Origin of the sequence: Rhizobium sp. SG741, from assembly GCF_012275435.1 — a bacterium.
Lineage (GTDB): Bacteria > Pseudomonadota > Alphaproteobacteria > Rhizobiales > Rhizobiaceae > Rhizobium > Rhizobium lusitanum.
Window position 1 is genome coordinate 167,757 of record NZ_JAAZQP010000008.1, and the last position, 22,354, is coordinate 190,110.

The 22,354-nt window shown below is 60.8% G+C and carries 23 protein-coding genes and 1 tRNA gene; 6 read left to right on the forward strand and 18 right to left on the reverse strand.

The features are described 5' to 3' along the window. Nucleotides 1–127: 127 nt before the first annotated feature. The gene (locus tag FHT29_RS21065; protein WP_047552984.1) at nt 128–511 is read left to right on the forward strand and encodes a BA14K family protein; all 384 of its coding nucleotides are present in this window, start codon (nt 128–130) and stop codon (nt 509–511) included. A gap of 86 nt (nt 512–597) precedes the next feature. Next, nucleotides 598–674 (forward strand) — tRNA-Pro (locus FHT29_RS21070). A 36-nt stretch (nt 675–710) separates the two neighbouring features. On the opposite strand, the gene FHT29_RS21075 is transcribed toward FHT29_RS21070, so the two are convergent. Together FHT29_RS21075 and FHT29_RS21080 are read right to left on the reverse strand one after the other, a co-directional pair. Then, entirely contained in the window at nt 711–1,406 is a 696-nt protein-coding gene (locus tag FHT29_RS21075; protein ID WP_047552987.1) for a hypothetical protein, read from the reverse strand. A 91-nt stretch (nt 1,407–1,497) separates the two neighbouring features. Continuing rightward, nucleotides 1,498–1,890 (reverse strand): hypothetical protein, encoded by a 393-nt coding sequence (locus FHT29_RS21080; protein WP_037194133.1) that lies wholly within the window; start codon nt 1,888–1,890, stop codon nt 1,498–1,500. A 247-nt stretch (nt 1,891–2,137) separates the two neighbouring features. On the opposite strand from FHT29_RS21080, the gene FHT29_RS21085 reads away from it, so the two are divergent. Continuing rightward, a complete protein-coding gene (locus tag FHT29_RS21085) occupies nt 2,138–2,350 on the forward strand; it encodes a hypothetical protein (protein ID WP_034507606.1) in 213 nt (70 codons plus the stop codon). A gap of 225 nt (nt 2,351–2,575) precedes the next feature. Then, complete coding sequence (locus FHT29_RS21090; protein ID WP_234903714.1) at nt 2,576–3,598, forward strand: PHB depolymerase family esterase; 1,023 nt, start codon at nt 2,576–2,578, stop codon at nt 3,596–3,598. 95 nt (nt 3,599–3,693) lie between these two features. On the opposite strand, the gene FHT29_RS21095 is transcribed toward FHT29_RS21090, so the two are convergent. The 6 genes from FHT29_RS21095 to FHT29_RS21120 form a co-directional block, all read right to left on the reverse strand. Beyond that, nucleotides 3,694–3,984: a helix-turn-helix domain-containing protein gene (locus FHT29_RS21095; RefSeq protein WP_037194136.1), complete on the reverse strand. Its 291-nt coding sequence runs from the start codon at nt 3,982–3,984 to the stop codon at nt 3,694–3,696. A gap of 64 nt (nt 3,985–4,048) precedes the next feature. Next, nucleotides 4,049–5,284: a glycosyltransferase family 4 protein gene (locus tag FHT29_RS21100; protein WP_168600098.1), complete on the reverse strand. Its 1,236-nt coding sequence runs from the start codon at nt 5,282–5,284 to the stop codon at nt 4,049–4,051. Then, nucleotides 5,281–6,543, reverse strand: coding sequence for an O-antigen ligase family protein (locus tag FHT29_RS21105; protein ID WP_168600099.1), 1,263 nt, complete (start codon nt 6,541–6,543; stop codon nt 5,281–5,283). Before FHT29_RS21105 ends, FHT29_RS21100 begins: the two co-directional genes overlap by 4 nt. After that, the gene (locus FHT29_RS21110; RefSeq protein WP_047552996.1) at nt 6,540–8,102 is read right to left on the reverse strand and encodes an undecaprenyl-phosphate glucose phosphotransferase; all 1,563 of its coding nucleotides are present in this window, start codon (nt 8,100–8,102) and stop codon (nt 6,540–6,542) included. The genes FHT29_RS21105 and FHT29_RS21110 overlap by 4 nt, the downstream gene beginning before the upstream one ends. Before the next feature lie 76 nt (nt 8,103–8,178). Next, nucleotides 8,179–9,324, reverse strand: coding sequence for a glycosyltransferase family 4 protein (locus tag FHT29_RS21115; RefSeq protein ID WP_037194145.1), 1,146 nt, complete (start codon nt 9,322–9,324; stop codon nt 8,179–8,181). Nucleotides 9,325–9,336: 12 nt separating this feature from the next. Continuing rightward, nucleotides 9,337–9,912 (reverse strand): polysaccharide biosynthesis/export family protein, encoded by a 576-nt coding sequence (locus FHT29_RS21120; protein ID WP_037194147.1) that lies wholly within the window; start codon nt 9,910–9,912, stop codon nt 9,337–9,339. Nucleotides 9,913–10,105: 193 nt separating this feature from the next. Between FHT29_RS21120 and FHT29_RS21125 the strand changes: the two genes are divergently transcribed. After that, nucleotides 10,106–12,310 carry an exopolysaccharide transport family protein gene (locus tag FHT29_RS21125; protein ID WP_168600100.1) on the forward strand — a complete coding sequence of 735 codons (2,205 nt, stop codon included), beginning with the start codon at nt 10,106–10,108 and terminating at the stop codon, nt 12,308–12,310. On the opposite strand, the gene FHT29_RS21130 is transcribed toward FHT29_RS21125, so the two are convergent. Together FHT29_RS21130 and FHT29_RS21135 are read right to left on the reverse strand one after the other, a co-directional pair. Further along, complete coding sequence (locus FHT29_RS21130) at nt 12,311–13,570, reverse strand: GNAT family N-acetyltransferase (RefSeq protein ID WP_168600101.1); 1,260 nt, start codon at nt 13,568–13,570, stop codon at nt 12,311–12,313. Nucleotides 13,571–13,704: 134 nt separating this feature from the next. Beyond that, nucleotides 13,705–13,914 (reverse strand): DUF2842 domain-containing protein, encoded by a 210-nt coding sequence (locus FHT29_RS21135; RefSeq protein ID WP_037194153.1) that lies wholly within the window; start codon nt 13,912–13,914, stop codon nt 13,705–13,707. A gap of 113 nt (nt 13,915–14,027) precedes the next feature. Here FHT29_RS21135 and FHT29_RS21140 point away from each other — a divergent pair, with 113 nt between their 5' ends. Next, complete coding sequence (locus tag FHT29_RS21140; protein ID WP_168600102.1) at nt 14,028–15,131, forward strand: COX15/CtaA family protein; 1,104 nt, start codon at nt 14,028–14,030, stop codon at nt 15,129–15,131. Between the two features lie 28 nt (nt 15,132–15,159). Here the strand turns inward: FHT29_RS21140 and FHT29_RS21145 are convergent, their stop codons facing one another. The 8 genes from FHT29_RS21145 to rplM all read right to left on the reverse strand — a co-directional run bounded on the left by FHT29_RS21145 (nt 15,160) and on the right by rplM (nt 22,240). After that, nucleotides 15,160–16,515 carry a DUF2778 domain-containing protein gene (locus FHT29_RS21145; RefSeq protein WP_168600103.1) on the reverse strand — a complete coding sequence of 452 codons (1,356 nt, stop codon included), beginning with the start codon at nt 16,513–16,515 and terminating at the stop codon, nt 15,160–15,162. A 443-nt stretch (nt 16,516–16,958) separates the two neighbouring features. Further along, entirely contained in the window at nt 16,959–17,891 is a 933-nt protein-coding gene (argC, locus tag FHT29_RS21150) for an N-acetyl-gamma-glutamyl-phosphate reductase (RefSeq protein WP_168600104.1), read from the reverse strand. A 137-nt stretch (nt 17,892–18,028) separates the two neighbouring features. Beyond that, nucleotides 18,029–18,982 (reverse strand): agmatinase, encoded by a 954-nt coding sequence (speB, locus tag FHT29_RS21155; protein WP_047553012.1) that lies wholly within the window; start codon nt 18,980–18,982, stop codon nt 18,029–18,031. Beyond that, nucleotides 18,963–19,340 carry an antibiotic biosynthesis monooxygenase gene (locus FHT29_RS21160; RefSeq protein WP_047553015.1) on the reverse strand — a complete coding sequence of 126 codons (378 nt, stop codon included), beginning with the start codon at nt 19,338–19,340 and terminating at the stop codon, nt 18,963–18,965. Before FHT29_RS21160 ends, speB begins: the two co-directional genes overlap by 20 nt. Nucleotides 19,341–19,410: 70 nt before the next feature. Next, a complete protein-coding gene (locus FHT29_RS21165) occupies nt 19,411–19,674 on the reverse strand; it encodes a hypothetical protein (RefSeq protein ID WP_047553018.1) in 264 nt (87 codons plus the stop codon). Nucleotides 19,675–19,841: 167 nt separating this feature from the next. Further along, on the reverse strand, nt 19,842–21,032 hold the full coding sequence (gene cml / locus FHT29_RS21170) for a CmlA/FloR family chloramphenicol efflux MFS transporter (RefSeq protein WP_047553021.1): 1,191 nt from the start codon (nt 21,030–21,032) through the stop codon (nt 19,842–19,844). Between the two features lie 273 nt (nt 21,033–21,305). Further along, nucleotides 21,306–21,773 carry a 30S ribosomal protein S9 gene (rpsI, locus tag FHT29_RS21175; protein ID WP_037194169.1) on the reverse strand — a complete coding sequence of 156 codons (468 nt, stop codon included), beginning with the start codon at nt 21,771–21,773 and terminating at the stop codon, nt 21,306–21,308. 2 nt (nt 21,774–21,775) lie between these two features. Continuing rightward, nucleotides 21,776–22,240 carry a 50S ribosomal protein L13 gene (gene rplM / locus FHT29_RS21180; RefSeq protein WP_034507580.1) on the reverse strand — a complete coding sequence of 155 codons (465 nt, stop codon included), beginning with the start codon at nt 22,238–22,240 and terminating at the stop codon, nt 21,776–21,778. Nucleotides 22,241–22,354 lie beyond the last annotated feature (114 nt).

Sequence of the window (22,354 nt, forward strand, 5' to 3'; positions counted from 1 at the left end):
AAGACGAAAGGGCATCTGTGAGCTTGGGTCCAAATCACTATATAGAGGTAATATTGAAGCGTTCGGCGACAAGGCTGTCTCACGCATATGTGCTTGGCGCCGCTGCCGGATTTCGAAGGAGGCGCATATGTTTACGATTGCCAGGTCGATGACTGCCGTGGGCTTTGGTTTGCTGCTGGCGGCTGGCGCCGCCATGCCGGCCGGTGCCATCACCATGCCGGCACTGTCGGTGCCTGAAAAGTCCGACGTCATTCAGGTTCATGGCCATTGGCACAATCATAATCACTGGAGCGGTGGCCATCGGCGTCATGGTTCCGATAGCTATTATGATGACAATTCGGACAGCGGCGTGCTCTTCAAATCCTTCGTGACAGGCACGCTGTTCAGCGGGCAACGCGCCCGAGGCTATTACGACGGCCATGCCCGCGCCTGCGCAAGCCGCTACAGCTCCTACCGCGCCTCGGACAATAGCTATCAACCGAGCCGGGGGCCGAGACGCGAGTGCCGTTGAGCCGGAACTTTTTCTGAGCGGCCCGCCACTTTTCGCTTGCGTCGCGAAACTCTAAACTCTAAACGAAACAAGCCGTTTCGGCAGGTCGGGGCGTAGCGCAGCCCGGTAGCGCACTTGACTGGGGGTCAAGGGGTCGCAGGTTCAAATCCTGTCGCCCCGACCATTTTCTCCTTGAGCTCCCAATCGAATTTCCAGTGATTTAGCTGCACCACGAGGATGGCTGGCCCGTCCAGCGCCGCGCGAGTCCTTCTGAGACGAGTTGATCGCCGATCGAGCGGCCCGCGCGCATGGCGATGCGCAGTTTGCCGCCATTCTGGTCATCGCTGCGATTGCTGCCGGAAAGTACGAAGGTTCCGTCATTGAGGAGGGTCTGCAGCCGCAGTTTCGCGGCCGCGGCCTTCTGCCTCTCGCTCGGGCAGCGCGCGGCATCGGTGTATGGCACGTCAATGTCGGCCAGCTGGATCCTGACGCCATCCTGCCAGAACGTATTGCCATCAACCACGCAGTTCGTGCCCGAGCCGGCGCCACAAAGCACAAACCGGCCGCCGGTCTGGGCCCGTAAGCCGGGCACTGGCCGTTCGATCGACATCCTGCTGATCGGCATCGCGACGGGAATGGCGGCTGGCGGCACGGGCAGGGCGGATGTCGCACGCGGTTCCGGAGCGACCGCGACGGTCTTGACCTTCGGCCTGGTTGCCGGCACCGGCGCTTCCTGTGCCACATGCGGCATGGCAGCGACCGCGCCTGCATGGGCGAGCATCGACGGCATTTCCTTGCGATGCTGGTAGGCGTAGATGCCGGCCACGGCCGCCAGGCCGACGACACCCCACAGCCACATCGAATTGCCCGCCTTGGATTGCGGCTTGCGCCGTGCGCGTCGTTTCGCTTTCGCCATGGTACCATCCCTCAATTGCGAGGGGATTATCGCCGCGATTTCTTACCGATCCGTTGGCTTTCGCATCATTGACTATCGGGAGCAGGGATTCCTATTTCGTTGGTGCGGTGGCCGGCTTCAGTTTGACCGACATCGTCACCTGTCCGTTTACCGAGAGCCTCGGCCCGCGGCCGTCGAGACTGTTGACCGCGGTATTGCTCGACATCGCGCTGATCTCGCAGGCGTCGGCAATGGTATCGAGCAAGGTCGCGCAGCTGCTCGCGGCGATCTTGTAGAAGGATTTCAAAGCCTTCTCCTGCTGCTCTTCGTTGTCGCCGTCCGGTACCGAATAGGAAAGCGATATTCCCGACTGCACGGAAATATATCCTTCCGGCGGCTGACGAGGATTGCGTAAGGGAAGGTTCTGAAAGTTCTGTGCAAGGGCCGGCAGGGCCGTGCTGGCGAGTAACAGGCCGACAATGGCCGGGATAAAAAATCTGGTCATATCATCTCTCCGTTTGCGCCGTTGTCGCAAATGCGGATGAAGGCTTGGTGATGGCGTAACTTAAAATTGTAGCGTTGGCGGGATTGCCGCCCGGTTTGCGAATCAGAAATGCATTAGTGGCGGCGATCGCGCAAAAGCTTCCTTGCCAAGCCCGCGGCCAAGGAGCATAGTCTAGTGGTATCGTCGGGTATTAGCGGGCACCGGCGAAGTTGTTGCGTGCTTCTGCCCGAAGGACGAGGCAGCGCAAATGTTGGAAACCCCCATACATCCACGGGATTTACCTTTGTTTTCGGACGATCTCGACCGTCTGGAGAAGGTGCTTGACGCTGTCTGTCAGGATCGCGGCATGAACCCGCGCAGTCCGGAAGCCGAGCGCTTGGGTGCATTGATCATCCAGCTTTACCGTCAGGGCGTGAAGGACGACGCCAAGCTTCTTGCGCTTGCAAGGGCTTATTTCTGACACAACCGCGTTTTTTTATGGCCCTGAATCTAATCGATTTAAGCTGATTTCACATAGCAGCAATGATGCTTTGTGCCTGTTCGAAGCTGCACCGCCATCCTATATTTGCTGCATTGCACAAAGAGAGTCTGTCTCTCGATGTCACTGAGCCCCCTGGGGGACAGTGCGCGGCTGCCGCGACGGAGGAAAACCACTAGCGGCGGGCGCGGAGAATCTGAAAGGTCCATGATGAATTTCAAAGTTCCGAGCCGGCTTCGCCGCCTGCTTGTCGATTCCGTCGAGCTGCCGCAGCTCATGTTTCCGGCGACACGGCCGCAATCTCCGCCACCGCGTCGTCGCGTCCCCACGCGCCCGGTGCCGCAGCAACTGACGGAAGTTTTGTGGTTCGGTCGCAATCCAGGCGATCTTCGCATGCTCGAATATGTGCCGCCGGGCATCAAAGGGCCGATGCCGCTCGTCGTCGTCCTGCACGGGTGTCATCAGAATGCCGAGGATTTCGATCGCGCCAGCGGCTGGTCGGCTCTGGCTCGTCAGCACGGGTTTGCCGTGCTTTACGCCGAGCAGAAGACATCGAACAATCCCAATCTGTGTTTCAACTGGTTTCGCCCGAGCATGGTGACGCGCGACCGTGGCGAGCTCGGTTCCATCCGCGAGATGATCGATTCCAGCCGACGGCTGCACGAGATTGACGATAACAGGATTTTCGTCATGGGTCTGTCTGCCGGCGGCGCCATGGCCGCGGCGCTGCTTGTGACCTATCCGGAGCTGTTTGCCGCGGGTGCCGTCATCGGCGGCTTGCCTTTTGGAGCCGCTCGCGATGCCATGTCGGCTATGGATGTCATGAATCGCGGCTCCACGCGTACGGCCGAAAAATGGGCCGATCTCGTTCGCGAGGTCTCTCCGAATGCCCGCAGCTATCCCGTTGTTTCCATCTGGCATGGCGATGCCGACGATGTCGTGTCCTTTGCCAACGCGGAAGCGTCGGTCGCTCAGTGGCTTGCCGTGCGCGATCGTCCGCAGACCAAGGGCCGCCTGCGCCTTTTCGAAGGCGGCGAGCGGCGCGAATGGCGCGACGATTATGGCAACATGATCCTGGAACTCGTCACGCTGAACGATTTCGGCCATGGCTTGCCGGTCGGTTCGGTCATCGAGGGCCGGGAACCGGCAAACGATACCGAGCGCTTCATCCTGGCCGCGGCCGTTTCCGCGCCGGAGCAACTGGTCAAGAGCTGGGGGCTAGCGGCCTAGAGCCACAGCAAGAAAACTGCGGCAGTTTGCCGTCTGGAATGGCGGAAAAACAATGCCGTAGAGCGGTTCGGCGAAACGCATAACCGCTCCGGCCGTCAATCATCATTGGTGGCGTTCAGGTTTTCCGGCCGGATGCTGCCATCCTCGGCCCAATGCTTGAAGCGGACGCCGGCGCCGCCGGCGTCATCGCCGCCGCTGGCAAGGAACAGAACGCCGCGGGTTTCAAGGACGGAGCGAACCGTGGCAAGCGCCTTGGCATCTGCGGAATTGGCATCCGTTTCCAGGGCTTCGATCGTCGACACTGGAAGCTTGCTCTCGCTGGCGAGCGTCTCCGCCGTCAGTCCGAGCATGGCGCGCGCGCCGCGTAATTGTGCTGATGTAATCATGGTTTAACTGTATCGCATAAGCCGGAAAATCGGAACTCATTTCGGATGGAAACCGCGTTCGAGTTTAGAATGCGGCAGCGCTCTTCGTCCGCTCTTTGGCGATCTCAGGCAACGGGACTTTTTCCTGCCGTTCCAGGCGAACGGGGGCAGGATAGCCGAGCAGGTCGTAATAGATCTCCTCGGTCGCATCGGCCATACCGTCGAGCGTATAGCCGTCCTTGCGGCGGCGTGCTTCGGCGGCAATGCGTGCCAGCAGATTGGGGTCGGCAAAGTGCGACATCGCGGCGGCAAGTTCCGCGGGATCGTCGCTGTTCGGTACGATGTAACCGTTCCTATCGGGCTCCAGCACCGTGCGCGCGCCGCCGACATCGGCCAGTACCAGCGGCTTTCCTGCCGACGCCGCTTCCAGCATTACATAGGACATTGCTTCATATCGGCTCGGCATAACAACGACATCGAACGCATCGATGGCGGTAACGCCCGGTATGCTGCCGTCAAGGCGGGCGCGGTGCGCCAGCCCGGCGGCCCTGATCATGTCGTTGACGGCTTCCGCAAGTTCCCCGATCCCGATCATCAACAAATGCGCCTGCGGCAAGCCATGGGCGATGCGGGAAAAAGCTTTGACAAGCCGCTCCGGCGCTTTTTGCGGGGTCAGTCGGCCGACGAAACCGAAGAGGAGGGCGTCCTGAGGGATGCCGTAGCGGGTGCGGATGGCAGCGCGTTGGCTGGTTGGCGGTGCACTGACGCCATTGACGACGATGCGCAGACGCGCTTCGGGAATGCCCAACGACAGCGCGTGGTTATATTCGTCGCGGGAGACGCAGATCAGGCGGTCGGTCAGCCGGCTGCCGAGAAAGCGCTCGATGCCGCCATAGATCAATCGGCCCCTCGAGCCGAGCGTCGGGTCCATGGTGCGAAAGGCGTGCGGCGTGTAAAGGACCGGCACATGTCGTCCCGGCAGCCGCAATCGTGTCAGTGCCCCGGCCTTCGAGCTATGGCCGTGGATCAGATCGAACGGTCCATTAAGGGCTGCGATCTTGCGCAGATGCCACCATGCGGTGACATCCCAGGGACCCGGAGCGCGGCGCATGGCAAGCGGAATGACGTTGTCGAGGCCCATGCCTTCGAGCTCCGCGACGAAGGCGGCCTCGGCGCGCAGCGGCGAATAGACGGCGGTCACCGAATGACCGCGCCGCTGCATCGCCCGGCACAGATCGAGGAAATGCCGTCCGGAGCCGCCGCCGCTCGGCTCGAGAACCTGCAGCAGCGACAGACGCTTGGTGCTACTATGAATGTTCACGGTGCTGCTTCCCTTCGGCTCGAGCTACGCTGATATTTCCGCTCGAGGGCGCCGCAGCCCCAGACGATGCCGATCAACATGTAGAGATGGCGCCAGTGGTCGGTATCGATGACATTGCCGATGCCGACATGGCCGAGAATGACGATCCAGGCGATCATCACGTAGGGCTGCCAGGGCCGTTCCTTCAGGAGATTGCGAAAGCCGATATAGATGGTCCAGCAGATCATGCTGACCCAGCAGAAGAAGCCGAGCCAGCCGTAGGTGGTCAGCGTCTTCAGCCAGGTATTGTGCTCGTCCTCGCGAAAGAGTTTGCCGAAGACCAGTGGCCCTATGCCGAGCGGCCGCTCCATGGACATCATGAAGCCGATGCGATGACGTTCGAAACGGCCGAGGTGGCCGCCGTCATAGTCCTGCACGAGTTGGGTACGCGTGGAGAACAGGTCGCTGACCTGATGGAATTGCAGCGCGACGACGAGCAGGACGACCATGAGAATGATCGCGGTCAGCGACATGACAAGGATGCGCAGCCGGAATGCGTTGCTGCGGTGCTTCAGCAGCATGCAGAAGATCAGCATAGCCGAGGCGAAGGCAAACAGGGCCCAGGCGGCGCGGGAGAAGGAGAGGAAGATGCCGAAGGCCAGAATGAACAGGCAGATGCCCTTGATCGGCGCCTTCTTCAGATCGCCGATCAAGATACCGTGCATGAGGTATATGCTCGGTGTCACCAGATAGGGACCGAAGACGTTCGGATCCTGGAACGCACCCATCGCGCGGTCGTAGCGGGTGAAGATATCGAAGCCGGGAACGGCATGGAAATAGCCGAGAATACCGAGGCTCGCCGTGATCAGCGCTGCTACGACCCAGGTATTGAAGATCAGCTTCAGCCTCTTTTCACCGTCTTCGATGATGGCAGCATAGAAGACGGAGCTGAGTGCCAGGAAGGTGGAGACGGCGATATAGACAGGACCGTCGAGATGGTCGCTGGCGTCGAGATTGCGCATCTGCGTGATCGACAGCATGCCGCCGACATTGAAGGCCAGAAACAGGGCCAGAAGCGGCGCGACGCTGCGGGATATCTTCAGCCCGAGAATGAACCAGGTGCCGATGAGAAAGGCGAGCCACAGTTCATAGGGGGCGGGTTCCGCGATCACGAAGCCCGACAGGAACACTCCGAAGGCGACGCCAGCCGTTCCGATCAGCCGCATTGTGGCGAGCTGCGGCTGCGCGACGCGAGACGATGGGAGGTCGATCGCGGTCAATAGGCGTTTTCCGTATTGAGCAGACGGAACGGCGTCAGGAAGAGGATCTTCAGATCGAACGCCAGCGACCAGTTCTCGATGTAATAGAGGTCGTATGCGGTACGGAACTTGATCTTGTCGTCGCTGTCGATTTCGCCCCGCCAACCGTTGATCTGTGCCCAGCCGGTCACGCCGGGCTTGACGCGATGGCGAGCGAAATAACCTTCGACGACATCGGAATAGGTGCGATTGTGGCTGGCGGCGAGCACGGCATGCGGTCGCGGACCGACGAGCGAGAGATTGCCAAGCAGCACGTTGAAGAGCTGCGGCAGCTCATCGATCGAGGTCTTGCGGATGAAGCGTCCGACAGGCGTGACGCGAGGGTCGTTCTTGGTGACGGCGTTGCGGGCGGTCGGGTCGCTCATGTGCGTATACATGGAGCGGAACTTCAAGACCTTGATGATCTCGTTGTTGAAGCCGTGGCGCTTCTGCATGAAGAATACGGGCCCTTTCGACGTCGTCTTCACGGCAATCGCCGCGCCGAGCATGATCGGCCAAAGAAGCGTAAGCGCCAGCACGCTGAAGAGGACATCGAAGATGCGCTTGGCGACGCCATCCCAATCGCGGATCGGCTTGTTGAAGATATCGAGCATCGGCACGGCGCCCACATGCGAATAGGCGCGCGGGCGGAAGCGCAGCTTGTTGGCATGCGCAGCAAGCCGAATGTCGACGGGCAGCACCCAGAGCATCTTGAGCAATTGCAGAATGCGTTCTTCGGCGCTGATCGGCAGCGCGATGATCAGCATGTCTATGCGCGTGAGCCGAGCGAACTCGACCAACTCGGAAACCGTGCCCAGCTTCGGATAACCGGCGACCATGACGGGCGAGCGCTTTTCGCCGCGATCATCGAAGATGCCGCAGATGCGTATATCATTGTCAATCTGATGCTCGAGCGCGCGGATCAGCTCCTTGGCCGGCTCGCCGCCGCCGACGATGACGGCGCGTCTTTCCATGACGCCGTTGCGGGCCCAATGACGGATGCCGTATGCGAAGACCAGGCGGGCAACCAAAAGAAACACCGCGCCTGTCGCGAACCAGATGCCGAGAAGGCGGAACGAATAGATATTGTTGACGTCGAACGGGAGGAGGGCAAGGGTCATGACGATGAAGGCCGCTGCCCATGGCCCGAGAATTCGTTGCAGGAAACGCTGCGGCGCACGCAAAATCGGGATCTGGTATGCGTCGGCGACCTGCAGAAAGACGATCGCGAGGCCACTGAGCGCGACGGTCACCACGGCTTTCGAGAGGAAGGGATGACCATCCGTCGTCATTCCAAAGAAGAGGATCGCCAGGCCGACGGCAAGCAGCGACAGGAATTCGAAGAGCCGATATTGCCCTATGATGATGGCCGGCGTCTGATTGCCTTCGCGAAATTGTTCGGCGATCTGCAGCGCATAGGCATTGATTTCGCCGGCCGGACGCTCGCTGCGGGCTTCTTCGGCGCCACGTGTGCGGATTTCGGAAACCTGCTTGCGAATATTGTCCAAGTTAAACTGCTCGGACTTGTCGATGTTGTTCATGGCAATTCATCCGGTCGTTACCGGAATTGGCCTAGCAGATATCAGCTAAAAAACGCTTACACCACTTGCTTGTATTCTAATGTTCTCCGTCTAATCCAAGTATATTATGATACAGGTGCAAAGTATCTCTTGCCATGACGGAGGCTGAAAAGGCCGAGCGGATCGCCTGGATATTCGGCATGTTGCGGCTGCCCCAGCCCGGTTCCGTGATCGCTTCGGCCATGACGCGCGCCAGATCGTCGGCGTCGTCGGGTTCGGCGAGCGCCGCGCTATTTTCTCCGAGCGCCTCGGGAATGCCGCCGACGCGCGAAGCGATCACCGTCTTTCCTGCCGCAAGCGCTTCCAGAACGATGTAAGGCATGGCCTCGGCGCGCGAGGGAACGACGACGTTTTGAGACATCGAAAAGGCTTCGTGTACACGCATGGCCGGCAGCATGCCGATACGGTGACCGAGACCCTGCTCGATCATCATGGCGCGGTATCTGTCCCTGTCCGGACCATCGCCGATCATCAGCGCGGATAGTGGCCGGCCGATCCGCCGCTCTGTCTTTGCGAAAGCGTCCATAAACAGATCGGGACCCTTCAGGTCCCGCATCATGCCGATATAGACGAAATGCACGGAGTCCGATCGTGTGGGTATATTGCGAAAATCCCTCTCGCTGATGCCGTTGTAGATCATGACCGAGCGCGTGCGCGGCTTGCCGACTTTCCTTTCGTAGGTGCGGCGCTCGAAATCGCAGATGAAGATCAGACCGTCGGTCAGAAATTCCAGTATCCGCTCCAGGCTGTGCACCAGCATTCCCTGTGGCGAGCTGCGCGAAAAATGCAGGCTGCCGCCATGCGCAGTATAAAGGCGGGCTACGCGATACCTGTTCACCCGCAGGATCGAGCCGAGAACGCGCGCAAGCAGGCCGCCCTTGGCGCCATGCCCGTGCAGCACATCCGGCCGCAAACTCTTGATTTTCTTGTAACCGCGCCAAAGCGTCGTCGCGTCGGAGAGGCTGATTTGACGCCGGATAGGCAGACGGGTCACGCCGAGTGCCAGAAAGGGGGCGATGTCGTCGAACAGCCGGTCCTCATGCTCCCCGCCGGTGAGGCTGTCGCAAAGGATGCCGACTTCATGTCCCGCTTTGCTCTGTTCCTCCGCCAGATCGCGGACGTGGCGGAAGATCCCGCCAACCGGAGACCTGAAGCAATGGAGGATACGGAGCGGTTTTGCCATGATCGGGCGCTGTCAGAACAATCGTTCTCTGACATAGATCGTATCGCCCGCCAGCACCGGATCGGAGATGCCGACGCGCCCGGTCATCACGTGGCCGTTGATCTTGCGCGTGACGTCCGCATTGGCCTGGTTGGCGCGGCTGGAGAAGCCGCCGGCGACTGCTATGGCGTTCTGCACGGTCATACCAGGCACATAGGAATATTGGCCCGGCTGGCCGACCTCGCCCATGATATAGACAGAGCGGTAGCGATCGACATCGATTGTCACGTCGGGATCGCGGATATATCCTTGGCGAAGCTTCTGCGCGATCTGGCCGGAGAGCTGCTGCAACGTCCGGCCGCGGGCAGGGACCTGGCCGATGAGCGGGAAGGCGATATAGCCGGCCTGGTCGACCGTAAAGGTGTTCGTCAGGCCTGGCTGATCGAAGACGGTCACACGCAGGCGGTCGCCGCTATCCAGCGTATATGGCTGAATCGTGGCTTCGCTGAAGGCCTTCGGCGCAGGCTGATAGGTGTTGCAGCCGGTGAGCGCGGCGCTCACGGCAGCCATGCCGAGTGCCAGAACAATCTTTGGCTTTGCGAAGGGCATTTCGCGCTCACAGGAGAGGAAAATCACTGTCGTCGTTATCGATCCGTTAGGGTTAACGGTCGGTAAATAGCCAAGAAAATTCTCTCGCAAATATTAGGCATATCGAAAGCGATGCATGCGAAATACTATTAACGCTTGGGTTACCATAGTCGTTTACGATTAATTTCGGCTTTATATTATGGAGTTCTTGTATATGTCCGGTGTCAACAACACCCAGCAGGATGTGGACATCGATCTCGCGCAGCTCTTTCGCGCCGTATGGCGGCGGCGATTGCGGGTCATTGTCATTACGCTGGCAGGCGCCTGTCTGGCATTTGTCCTCGCCAAGGTGGTTTCGCCGGAATATCGCAGCGAGACCCGTATTCTGATCGAGCAGCGTGCACCGGCCTTTGCAACGACGACGACCGGCAACGACGCTGGTTCGGCGCCTCTGCTCGACGAGCTTAACATCGCCAGCCAGGTCCAGATCCTGCAGTCGGCGGATCTGATCAAGCAGGTCATTACCAATCTCAAGCTCCCCGAGCACCCGGAATTCGCCGCAGCCAACAAGAGCTCCGCACTTTCCGATATTTTCGTCATGCTGCATCTGAAGCGCGGTGCCCTCGACAAGGCGCCGGAAGAGCGGATGCTGGATGCCTTCACCAGCCGGCTGCAGGTCTACCAGATCAACAGTTCGCGCGTGATCGGCATAAGCTTCACCTCCCGCGATCCGGATCTTGCCGCCAGCGTGCCGAACGCGATGGCGCAGGTCTATCTCTCGATGCAGAGCGGCGCCAAGCTCGATTCCAATAGCGAGGCGACGCGCTGGCTGGAACCGGAGATCAACAGTCTGCGCGAGAAGGTCAGCGAGGCCGAAAAGAAGGTCGCCGACTACCGCTCGGCCAACGGGCTTCTTCAAACGAGCCAGAACGGCAATTTCGCAACGCAGCAGCTTGGCGATATCTCAGGCCAGCTGGCGCAGGTGCGCGGCGATAAGGCCAATGCCGAAGCGCGGGCCCAGGCGGTGCGCAACGCGCTCGCCAGCGGCCGCTCCACCGACACGCTTGCCGATGTCGCCGGTTCGCAGGCAATCCAGCGGCTGAAAGCGACGGAGTCCAACCTGGAATCGCAGATCTCGGATCTGTCCACGACGCTGATGGATGGCCATCCCAGGCTGAGGAGCCTGCGGGCGCAGCTCGTCGACATCCGCCAGCAGATCAATCGCGAGACCCAGAGGATTCTGGCCAGCATCGAAAACGAAGCCAAGGTGGCGCAGCTGCGCGAGCAGCAACTGCTGGCGCAATCGAACACGCTGAAGGCCGATAGCGCCAGGGCAGGGGAAGACGAGGTCGGCCTCAATGCACTGGAGCGCGAGGCCGCGGCGGAGCGGCAATTGCTGGAAACCTATCTCGCCCGCTATCGCGAGGCTGCTTCCCGCGTGGACAAGAATTCGAGCCCGGCCGATGCCCGCGTGGTTTCGAAGGCGGTCGAGCCGGTCGATCCATATTTCCCGAAGGTCGGCCCGATCGTCGTGGTATCAGCATTGGCGACCTTCATCCTGACCGCCATCGTCATCATGCTGGCGGAACTGTTCAGCGGTCGCGCATTGCGGCCCGTCGGTCGCGACGAGAAGGCTTCGCCGGAAATGCCCGCTCGTCCTCAGCCTGATATCCAGACGGCGCCGGCGCTGGCCATGGTGAAGCGCGCCGATGTGCCGGCAAGCATGCTTTCGGTCCCGGCAGACGAAACCCTGGCGCAGGAGATGGCGGCGGCAGTCGATCCGGAGCTCAAGCCGAAGCCGGCGGTTCAGGAAGTGGAAGACGAGGAGGATTTCTCCATCCAGTCCGTCGCCGACTATCTGATCGCCAACGGCTCCAGGCTGGCGATTGCCATATCCCCGAACGGTGACAGCGGATCCACAGCGACGGTGATGCTGGCACGGACGATTGCGGATGCCGGAAGCCGTATCGTGCTGGTCGACATGACAGGAACGGGTTGCCCCTCCCGGCTCATGGCCGAGCACGACGAACTTTCAGGCGTGACCGACCTGCTGTGCGGCGAGGCCGCCTTTGCGGATACGATCCACCCTGATCGGCTCTCCGACGCCCATCTCGTGCCGCAGGGCATGAGCGATCTCGGTCGTGCGATGCGCGGCGCCGACCGGCTGTCGCTGATCCTTGATGCGCTCGGTTCGGCCTATGACATCGTTCTTGTCGAATGCGGCGCAGCCGATGTTTCCGGCGTCGCGCGACTGACGCGCAGCAAGGATACGGAGATCATTCTCTCCATGCCGGTGCCCGACGAAGGCCAATTCATTGCAGCGATGGCGGAATTCCAGAAGGCTGGCTATGAGCACATCATCCTGATGTCCGGATGGCGCGAGGAGCTCGATCCGGATACACGGCGCGACGCGGCGTGATCAATCCCTGTCGTTCTCGTCGGCCACAGCCGGACCCGCGCCCCGCCGGGCCCGCAGCCGCTGGATGAAGCCATAGAGCTGCCGGTTGGACTTGATGGCGGCCTTGGCGCGCGTGATGCTTCGTTCTGCCAGAGCCGCTACATGGCCGATGCCGGATATCGGCAGGAACAGATCATGCTGCGTGGTCTCCATCGGACACCAGGAGCGCTTGTAGTTCTGGTCGCCGATGCCGAAATCGAAGAGGGCGACGCCCTCGCGATGCAGACGCTCGATCATCAACCAGAACAGCAACTCGCCGGGGCTCGCCTCGGCAACCAGCGCCTCGTCGATCGAGGCAAACTGGCAGATGACGTGATCGCCCTTGCGAGACAGGGCCGCGACCGCCGCAATGTGCCCCTCATGTTCGCCCTTGAGCCGGAGGGCATGCATCTGCAGCGTGGCATCGACGCCATCATTCCCATGACGCAGCAGCCGGCGCAGAGCGGCTTGCGTCGGCGCATGGGCAAAGACGTCGGGCAAGCCGGCTTCCCGGAAGCGGGTCGCCTTCTGCTCGAAGAACAGGTCGAGCAGCGCATCCTGCTGATCGGGCGCGGCGTTCACATAGTCATAGCCGCCCTTGGCATCGAGGAGACGGCTCTGGTGCTTGAACTTCTTGCGGCGGCGCTTGGCGTTCACCTGTTTCAGGCTCGCCTCGAAACTGCCGAGGAAAGGCAGTTGGAAGGCGTGGTTCTGGTTTTCCACGGCGGGTAGCGAGGCAAGCGGGCTTCTGCGGCCGCGCCAGTCGAGCGGCACGTTGCGCAGGATGACGATATCCGCCTTGCCGCGCAGGGCTTCTGCGACTGCCGTCGCCTGCGCGGACGTCAGGCCCTCGGCGGCGCCCTGCAGAAATTCGGCGGAGAACAGGCCGGTGTTGATGTTGCTATGGCGCGTGCCGATGAATTCGGCTCGGCGCACGCCGCGTTCGCGGATGATCTCCAGCGGCAGGATGAAGGCGGTATGATCTCCAAGCGAGCCGCGAACGATAGCCAGCGGATGCCGAAAGGTCTCCACCCAGGCCGAGCACCAATCATAGCTCTGGTGCAGCGAAGCCAGGTCGTCTCGTTCCAGCGCGCGCCATTCGGCCTCAAGCGCGGCCATGCTGTCGAAGACGTCGATGCGGAAGCCGCCGCCCATAGCCGGCTGCGCTGTAACGGGCATGCTCCGCTCGCCCGTTGCCAAGGCAACGGCCGTGACGGCGATATCCCGTTCTTGCGTCTGCATCCGATCCTCTCCGCTCTGGCGGCGTTCGAACGCAGTCTTGCGGGTCGCGGCTTATTTTTGGCTTAAGATGGGACGATCCGCGCGCATATCCCGTGGATCAGGGTTAGCCTTGCGTAAATTGCCCAGCGCAGCGGCTATTGCGGACGCGGCCCGGCCATCCATTTGATGATCCCCATGGCCGGCAGCACCCAGATGATGCCGCTGAACAGGAAGTAGAGGAAATGGACCCAGCCGGGTTGATCTCCGAGCGTGCGCACTGCAACGATCATGGCAACGATCGCATAGATTGCAACCAACAGCACAAGCAGGATCATGCCTATGAATTTGCGCAGGCGAAGGGGCACGGGGTGGTCTCTCCTCTTACGACGACATGCCGCGACGGCATGCCGCAAACTCCCGGGACTTGTTTTGCACGCCCCTATCGGGCAAATCAACAGCCTGATCGAAGGGAGACGTCATGGCTGCCACTAATTTCACGTCGGAACAGGCTATACTGAAGGAAGTGGTCCGCCAGGACCGCAATCGCCGCGCCATCCGCCTCTGGCTTGCTTGTGTGCTGCTGGTTCTCTTCGGCCTGGTGCTGGTGGGCGGTGCGACGCGCCTGACCAATTCCGGCCTGTCGATCACCCAGTGGCAGCCGATCCACGGCGTCATCCCGCCTCTCAATGCCCAGGAATGGCAGGAGGAATTCGACCTCTACAAGCGCATTCCGCAATTCCAGCTCCTGAACAAGGACATGACGGTCGGCGAGTTCAAGGGCATTTTCTGGTGGGAATGGGCACACCGCCTGCTCGCGCGCGCCATCGGCATCATCTTCGGCCTACCCCTGCTGTTCTTCGTCCTGACCGGCCGTGTCGAACGCAAGCTTTGGCTGCCGCTTGCCGGTATCTTTCTGCTCGGAGGCCTGCAGGGCGCGATCGGCTGGTGGATGGTGTCATCGGGCCTGGAGGCGCGCACGGACGTCAGCCAGTATCGCCTCGCCATCCATCTCGTCACCGCCTGTCTGATCTTTGCCGCCTGCATGTGGTTCATGCGCGCGCTGTCGCCGCATTCGAACGAACCGGCGCCGACCCGCTATTCGGCGAAGCTGGCGGGCCTCATTGCCATTATGGCGCTATTTCAGATCTATCTCGGCGCTCTCGTCGCCGGGTTGGATGCCGGCCTGAGTTACAACACCTGGCCGCTCATGGATGGCGCCATAGTCCCGGATGGATTGCTCGTACAGTCGCCGGGCTGGATCAATTTCTTCGAAAATCCGAAGACGGTGCAGTTCGTCCATCGCCTCGGCGCCTATGCGCTGTTCATCGTCGTCGCCATCAACATGATCATTTCGCTGGGCGCAGCGCCGCAGACGACACATGCACGCCGCTCGGTCGTCCTGTTCCTGCTTGTGCTGATTCAGGCGATACTCGGCATCACCACGCTGCTGCTGCAGGTGCCGCTACACCTGGCATTGGCGCATCAGGCGGGTGCTTTGATCGTCTTTGGTTTCGCGATCGCCAATTGGCGGGGCTTTTATGGCGAATTGCCGCGCCAGACGTCGATCGTCGTGGGAGATTGAGGCGCATCGCGCCTCAATTCAATCCTTCTTAGCGTGCTGAGGCGACGCTTGCCGCCGACGACATCCGCGACACGACTTTCAAGTGCTTGATTTCACCGCGCTTGAAGGCGGCGAGGAAGCGATTGTAATCCTTAAAGACCACGCAGCCATTCGATTCTGCTCGGCCTCCTCTGAGCATGTACGTATGAGCCAGCAAGCCGTCGCGGCCATAGACGCGGGAGCCGCCTGTGGGTGTTAGGCGCAGCGCCTGTACGCCATGGAACGGGCTTTCCCTGTACGTCAGCTTATAAGTCTCAGGCGGCGTCGGGCCGGTATTTTTGCGGTCGACATAACGCGGATTGTCACGCATGTAGCCGAGGCCGGAATGGGCTTCCAGACGCTCGCCGCTCGGCAGATAGACGGTCTTCGCCTCGATGTCGTAGATGGCCGTACCTTCGCCCGGGCTGATGGCGGCAAAGGGATTGAGGAATGGCTTCGTCTTGCGCACGGAGCTGTCGTCCGGATTCGCATAGGCCAAGAGACGCGCCGGTGGCTGCGCGGGGGCATCCTTGATCGTTGCCCTGGCGATGGCGGCTGACGCTGGGATATTGGTGCGCTGTACTTCCGGCTCGCGGTCGGGGCGGGCCATCGGCACCACGCTCAGCACAGCTTCCGCCATTGCGATATCGGCATCCTTGGCCGGCAGCGGTGTCGCTTCGGCAATTGCAGGCAGGTTTGCAACGGGGGCTGCCGACGCAACGGCGACCGGCTCCGGAACGGAGTTTGCCGGACCCACCGCCGGTATGGAGGCGGCGGCGTATTTTACTTGGGCCAGTGATTGGACCGCGGCGGCAAAGTTGACCGCGATCACCTTGCGCAGATGGTCGATTGCCTCCGGCGAGGCTGCCACTTCGACACGGCCGCTCTTAATGCTCGCTGCCTCGCTTCGAGCCAGCTTGATCTCGGATGTCTGTTGCGCCAGAGCGTTCGCCAGCTGCAAGCGCACGGCGTCCCGATTGGCGGTCTTCGCCTGAACTGCGTCATCCTTCGTCAGCTCATGGGTTGCCTCGCCCACCGGTGCGTTCGCCGGCGCGCTGCCGAAGCGGCTCCGCTCGTTCAGCGATGCGACCTGGCTGGAGAGCCGGGCAGGATGCGCCATGTGGCCTTGCGGCACGATGAAGGCGGATGCCCGCGGCGTCAGAAAATCATTGGCTGTGCTGGTCGCGCCGGGGAGGGACAGCACCATCGATTGCGTGGTGATCAGCGTGGCGGCGACCCAGGCGAAGGCCACCACGGCGACGCCGGTGGCCAATGTGCCGGGGCGGATGCTGAAGGATTTTTTCCGTCGCGAGGCGTAGCCGAAACGCGAATTGAAGCTACCGAAGCCATCGGTCACAAACGCCATGATACTCGTTATCCAAACTACACAGACACCATGCCGGCTCACAGATGCACACGCGTCTCGACGCGGAACCCGCATCACGACCACCACACTGCCGACTGTCTGGAAGCATGCCGAATTATGGTAACCAATTCCTTTACGCTGGTTCATTCTTGAATATTGATTGAAAATAGCGGTGTCTTCGACGGCCCAGTCATCCGGGCCAGCGAAGCGGTTAAGGAATAAATCCGGCCGACAATTGGTCGCGCCGCATCACAGCCGATCACTTTTTTGTGTAGAGGCTGCTAATTTAGCGACAAGGCGGAATTGTGGCCGCAGGCGCTTGGAGACTGTCGAATTGACGGGGGATCTCTGCGTGACACGAAGGAGCCCGGCCTGATCTATCCTCGACGGGATGATCGGGCCGGGTGCATGGAGTGTCCGCTTGTAGGCCGGCGTTTGGCGCCTCAGGCGCTCAGCATCAGATCCATATTCTGTACCGCAGCACCCGACGCACCCTTGCCGAGATTGTCGAGCAGCGCCACCAGATTGACTTGGCCGGCGCCCGGCGTACCGAACACGAAGAGCTTCATTGTGTCCTTGCCCGCCAGTTCAACAGCGTTGACGCGCGGCAGGGCACGGCTCTCGTCGAGCGGGACGACCTGAACGATATCCTGGCCGGCATAATGGGCTGAGAGTGCGGCGTGAATGCTTTCCAGTGTAGCACCTTCAGCCAGATCGCCGAGATACAGCGGCACCTGCACGATCATACCCTGCGGGAAGCGGCCGACGGATGGCGAGAAGATCGGTGCACGGTCGAGCAGGCCATGCGTCGTCATCTCAGGCACGTGCTTGTGGGTCAGCGACAGGCCGTAAAGGAAGTGCGGAGCGCTGATCGCATCCGGATGATCGGGGTTTTCCATCTGGGCGATCATCTGCTTGCCGCCACCGGTATAGCCGGAAACGGCATTGACCGTCACAGGATAGCCCGCCGGAATGATGCCGGCGGCGCGCAGCGGACGGATGAGACCGATCGCGCCTGTGGGATAGCAGCCCGGATTGGCGACGAAACGCGCAGCCCTGATCTTGTTGCCCTGATTGCTGTCCATCTCGGCAAAGCCATAGGCCCAATCCGGATGGATACGGAAGGCGGTAGACGTGTCGATGACGCGGACATTGTTGTTGGCCGCGACCATTTTCACCGCTTCCTTCGACGCATCGTCGGGCAGGCAGAGAATGGCGATATCGGCGCTGTTCAGCATGTCCTCGCGCATGGGGGGATTGCGCCGTTCGGCTTCAGGAATGGACAGGAGTTCGACATCACGGCGGTCGGCCATGCGCGTGCGGATCTGCAAGCCCGTGGTTCCGTGTTCGCCATCGATGAAGATCTTCGGTGCCATCTTATTCCTGCTCTTTCAATAGGTTCAGAGTATTTCCGGACTCAGTTTGCCATGGAGTTGATTCAAAATGATAACGGCTGCAATTTTCTGGTCATGATCTTATCCGAAAACCGTTTCACACTTTTCGGGATCATGCCCTAACGTCCAGCCGCACGCCTTTCAGCGTGGAGACCGAGCATATACATCGCTACTGTTGCCCCTGCAATGGCGGTGATATCGGCATGGTCGTAGGCAGGTGACACCTCGACGACATCCGCGCCTCTGATGTCGAGCTGATCCAGGCGTTGAAGCGTCGAGAGGATCTTCGCGCTGGAGGGGCCACCGGCTACCGGCGTTCCAGTACCCGGCGCATAGGCGGGGTCGAGGCAATCGATATCGAAGGTCAGATAGGCGGGTGCGCCCTTGGTGTGGGAGATGATCGTCGAGGCGATATCGGCGGCGCTCATGTCTTCCACCTGATGGCCGTGGAGAATCTGGATGCCGAAATCATCAGGCGCATGCGTGCGTATGCCGATCTGGATGGAGCGATCAGGATCGATCAGGCCATCGCGGACAGCGCGGGCGACAAAGGAACCATGGTCGAGCCGTCGGCCGTCATCGAACCATGTGTCCTGATGCGCATCGAACTGCACAAGGGCTAGGGGACCATGCTTGGCCGCATGCGCTTTCAGCAGTGGCCACGTGATGAAATGGTCGCCGCCCAGCGTCAGCATGAAAGCGCCGCTGTCGAGGATCGCCGTGGTCTGCCGCTCGATTGCGGCGGGTGTTTCCTGATGATTGCCGTAATCGAGCAGGCAGTCGCCGTAGTCGATGACGGACATCTCGGCAAAGAGATCGCGATTGAAGGGATATTGCGGGTCATTGTCGAAGATGGCCGAGGCGCGGCGGATCGCCTGCGGCCCGAAGCGCGTTCCCGGCCGGTTGGAGGTCGCGGCATCGAAGGGTATGCCCCAGACCACGGCATCGACCTCTTCGAGCGATTTTGTAAAGCGGCGGCGCATGAAGGATAGCGCGCCGGCAAAGGTCGGGTCGCTGGCGGCCGAGGTCAGGTTTGTCGCGGTAAAGGCATGGTCAATCGACGTGCTCGGCAAGGGCGTCTCCTTTGCTCGCATGGAAATCATAGGCCCGTTCTACCCGCGCTATGCGAACCTTATATTGCTCGTACCAGCGCTCGCGCCCGAGCTTCTGCGCTGCCAGATGCGACACGACATTCTTCCAGGCAAGAATGCTTTTCTCGTCCCGCCAGAAGGAGATGGTGATGCCGAAGCCGTCGGCGCCCCGCGCGCTCTCGAGCCCGAGACAGCCGTCCTGCGCCAGTGCGAGCGTCTCCATGCGTTCGCCCATGGCTCCATAGCCGTTGTCTCCCGGCGTGCGGATGGAGGAAAAGGAAACGATGTAATAGGGCGGCTGCGGCGTATCCGCGAAATGCGATGGTCTGTCTGTGCTCATGGCGTGCCTCTTGGGGCGAACGGGATTCGCGAGCTTCGATGTGAATCGCGAGGGAGCGGGCCTCGAACGCCTATTTGCCCGATCTGGCCGTGCATTGATATTCCTTTTTCACGCAGGCGATTTGCGGCGTGGAGCAATCGGCGCGACCATCGGTCACAACGCAGTAGGAACAGCTATCGGTGAACTCGCGGCAATCGGAGTTTGCCTGAAGAAAGTCCTTCATGCTCTGCATCTCCGCCGCCTTGTCTGGCGGCGGTGCCTGTCCGGCATCGTCGCAAAGGGCTGGCGATATGCCGGCAAACGCGAACAAGATGGGCAAAGCGAATCTGAGCATGTGTGCACTCCTCATGAAGAAGGCCCGTGTCTGCCATCGGAGGCATGACTTGCCTCGACAGATATGCACTTTTGCCGTGCACGTGTAAAAACAAAAAGGCCGGGTTCGCACCCAGCCTTTCCAAATTCCGATCTCGGCCCCAGGGTTGAGGCGCCTTTGGCGGAGCTTCAGCTTCTTCTCTGCAGACGCCGCAGGGCGAACAGCGTGATAAGAGCCATGACGATGCAATAGCCTGCGAGTGGGTATGCGGTGTCTCCGTGAAGGAAGACGACGAACAAGGTGCCGATAAGGCCGACGATCAGGCTTTCGACGCAGAAATAGAGCGCGACCGCCGTTCCTGCCGTATCGTCGAAGGCTCGAAGCGCGCCATTCGCCGTAACTGCCGTCGCAAAGACGATGCCGATCGCAATGACCCACATCGGCAGAACGAAGCTGACAAAGGATGGAATGAGAAGCAGCTCTCCGGCGGCAAGCAACACCGCGCCGACGAGCAGCATCATCATACCCCGCGCAAGGCTGCCGGCTGAGCCCCATCGCTTGACGAAGCTCCCGGCGAAACGTGCCGTTAGGATCATCACCAAGGCCGCCGTCGCGAAGGCTAGGCTGAAGGCGATGCCGGAGAAACCGGCCCGATCGATCAGCACGCGTGGAGCGGTCGAGAAGAATATGAAGAAGGCACCCATGGCTGCGCTGAAGCCGGTCGTATAGGTCCAGAAGGAAAAGTCCTTCAGGATCGGACGGAAAGCCGTCTTCGGTATCGAAACTGTTGTTGGGCGGGTTTCGTGCCAGCGCGCAACTGCATTGAGGATTGCCACGAGCGTTAGGATACCGAGAGCCAGGAATATGGCGCGCCAGCCGAAGTGGCCCGCAATCAAGGCACCGGCGATCGGACCGAGCGTCGGTACGAAGGAGAGCATCGATCCCAGCAGGCTGTAGATCTGGGCGCCTTCCGGGCGGTCGGCATAGACATCGCGGACCGTTGCAAAGGTCGCAACGAGAGCCGCCGAGGCACCGACCGCCTGCAGCAGGCGCAGTGCGACGAACAGGCCGGCGGAGGAGGTGCCGGCGAGCAGGAAGGATGCGGCCGCAAACAGCGCCGCACCGCCGACAAGCACCGGGCGACGTCCAACGATATCGGAAAGCGGACCGAAGACGATCTGGCCAGCGCCGAGCATGAACATGTAGAGGCTGAGGGTCAGCTGGACGGTGGCTGGCGACGTATCGAGTGCACGAGGCATGATAATAGGGACGACCGGAAGATAGATATCCATCGCAAGGGAGGCGAGAATATCGAAAGGCGCCATCAGCAGCAGCGCTGCCGATAGGCGATAGTTCCACGTTGAGATTTTTGAAGTCATGGGTAGACATCCGCTCAAATGACTGGATTTGGCGGCAGCCTGTCTTTTCGTCACGATCGGATTGGCTGGGACAGACGCCGCAACAACATAAAAAAGCTGCTGCGGCCTATCTGTCTGCTGACGGAGTGCTTCCCATCATAAGGTCCTGTCTGCGGCCTCGATATTCTGGAGGCATTGCCATTGTCTACCAGCATCGCCCGGATGCGACAACGCGCAAAACAAAAAGGCCGGGTTCGCACCCAGCCTTTCCAAATTCCGATCTCAGGTAAGCGATTAACGCTTGGAGAACTGGAACGAACGACGTGCCTTCGCACGGCCGTACTTCTTGCGTTCGACGACGCGGCTGTCGCGGGTCAGGAAGCCGCCCTTCTTCAGGACCGGGCGCAGGCCGGGTTCGAAGTAGGTGAGCGCCTTGGACAGGCCGTGACGAACGGCGCCGGCCTGGCCGGAGAGACCACCGCCGGCAACGGTTGCGATGATGTCGAACTGGCCGTCACGAGCAGCGGCGAAGATCGGCTGGCGCAGGATCATCTGCAGAACCGGACGGGCGAAATAGGCCGTGTAGTCCTTGCCGTTGACGATGATCTTGCCCGAGCCGGCCTTGAGCCATACACGAGCGACAGCGTCCTTGCGCTTGCCGGTCGCGTAGGAGCGACCGAGCGAGTCAACCTTGCGGACGTGAACGGGAGCAGCTGCTTCCGATACCGTGCCGAGATCCTTCAGGGAAGAGAGATCAGCCATTATCAGGCGCTCCTTACGTTCTTCTTGTTGAGCTTGGCCACGTCGAGAACGACTGGCTGCTGGGCTTCATGGGGATGGTTCGAGCCGGCGTAGACGCGCAGGTTCTTCATCTGGCGACGGCCGAGCGGGCCGCGGGGAACCATGCGCTCGACAGCCTTTTCGACGACGCGCTCCGGGAAGCGGCCTTCGATGATCTGACGAGCCGTACGCTCCTTGATGCCGCCGGCATAACCGGTGTGCCAGTAGTAAACCTTGTCTTCGTACTTCTTGCCGGTGAAAACGATCTTGTCGGCATTGATGACGATGACGTTGTCGCCGTCGTCGACGTGCGGCGTGAAGGTAGCCTTATGCTTGCCACGCAGACGCATTGCGATGATAGAAGCGAGACGACCAACGACGAGCCCTTCGGCGTCGATGAGAATCCACTTCTTCTCCACCTCTGCAGGCTTCTGGGAGAAGGTTGCCATGTCGAATACTCTCTTTTAGGACCCCGGACCCGAAGGCATCAGGGCGTTTCTTGTTGCTTGATTTGGCGTGTAAACGCACGCCAAAAAGAAAGCAGCCCGGAAAGGCTGCGATCT

Excerpts from the sequence above, each read along its gene's own strand:
- FHT29_RS21115 (WP_037194145.1), bottom strand. The coding sequence starts at position 9,324 with ATGGCAAAACCGCTCCGTATCCTCCATTGCTTCAGGTCTCCGGTTGGC.
- cml (WP_047553021.1), bottom strand. The coding sequence starts at position 21,032 with ATGACTTCAAAAATCTCAACGTGGAACTATCGCCTATCGGCAGCGCTG.
- argC (WP_168600104.1), bottom strand. The coding sequence starts at position 17,891 with ATGGCACCGAAGATCTTCATCGATGGCGAACACGGAACCACGGGCTTG.
- FHT29_RS21095 (WP_037194136.1), bottom strand. The coding sequence starts at position 3,984 with ATGATTACATCAGCACAATTACGCGGCGCGCGCGCCATGCTCGGACTG.
- FHT29_RS21110 (WP_047552996.1), bottom strand. The coding sequence starts at position 8,102 with ATGAACAACATCGACAAGTCCGAGCAGTTTAACTTGGACAATATTCGC.
- rpsI (WP_037194169.1), bottom strand. The coding sequence starts at position 21,773 with ATGGCTGATCTCTCTTCCCTGAAGGATCTCGGCACGGTATCGGAAGCA.
- FHT29_RS21085 (WP_034507606.1), top strand. The coding sequence starts at position 2,138 with ATGTTGGAAACCCCCATACATCCACGGGATTTACCTTTGTTTTCGGAC.
- FHT29_RS21130 (WP_168600101.1), bottom strand. The coding sequence starts at position 13,570 with ATGCAGACGCAAGAACGGGATATCGCCGTCACGGCCGTTGCCTTGGCA.
- FHT29_RS21120 (WP_037194147.1), bottom strand. The coding sequence starts at position 9,912 with ATGCCCTTCGCAAAGCCAAAGATTGTTCTGGCACTCGGCATGGCTGCC.
- rplM (WP_034507580.1), bottom strand. The coding sequence starts at position 22,240 with ATGGCAACCTTCTCCCAGAAGCCTGCAGAGGTGGAGAAGAAGTGGATT.
- FHT29_RS21075 (WP_047552987.1), bottom strand. The coding sequence starts at position 1,406 with ATGGCGAAAGCGAAACGACGCGCACGGCGCAAGCCGCAATCCAAGGCG.
- FHT29_RS21065 (WP_047552984.1), top strand. The coding sequence starts at position 128 with ATGTTTACGATTGCCAGGTCGATGACTGCCGTGGGCTTTGGTTTGCTG.
- FHT29_RS21165 (WP_047553018.1), bottom strand. The coding sequence starts at position 19,674 with ATGCTCAGATTCGCTTTGCCCATCTTGTTCGCGTTTGCCGGCATATCG.
- FHT29_RS21125 (WP_168600100.1), top strand. The coding sequence starts at position 10,106 with ATGTCCGGTGTCAACAACACCCAGCAGGATGTGGACATCGATCTCGCG.
- FHT29_RS21145 (WP_168600103.1), bottom strand. The coding sequence starts at position 16,515 with ATGGCGTTTGTGACCGATGGCTTCGGTAGCTTCAATTCGCGTTTCGGC.
- FHT29_RS21090 (WP_234903714.1), top strand. The coding sequence starts at position 2,576 with ATGATGAATTTCAAAGTTCCGAGCCGGCTTCGCCGCCTGCTTGTCGAT.
- FHT29_RS21140 (WP_168600102.1), top strand. The coding sequence starts at position 14,028 with ATGGCTGCCACTAATTTCACGTCGGAACAGGCTATACTGAAGGAAGTG.
- FHT29_RS21080 (WP_037194133.1), bottom strand. The coding sequence starts at position 1,890 with ATGACCAGATTTTTTATCCCGGCCATTGTCGGCCTGTTACTCGCCAGC.
- FHT29_RS21160 (WP_047553015.1), bottom strand. The coding sequence starts at position 19,340 with ATGAGCACAGACAGACCATCGCATTTCGCGGATACGCCGCAGCCGCCC.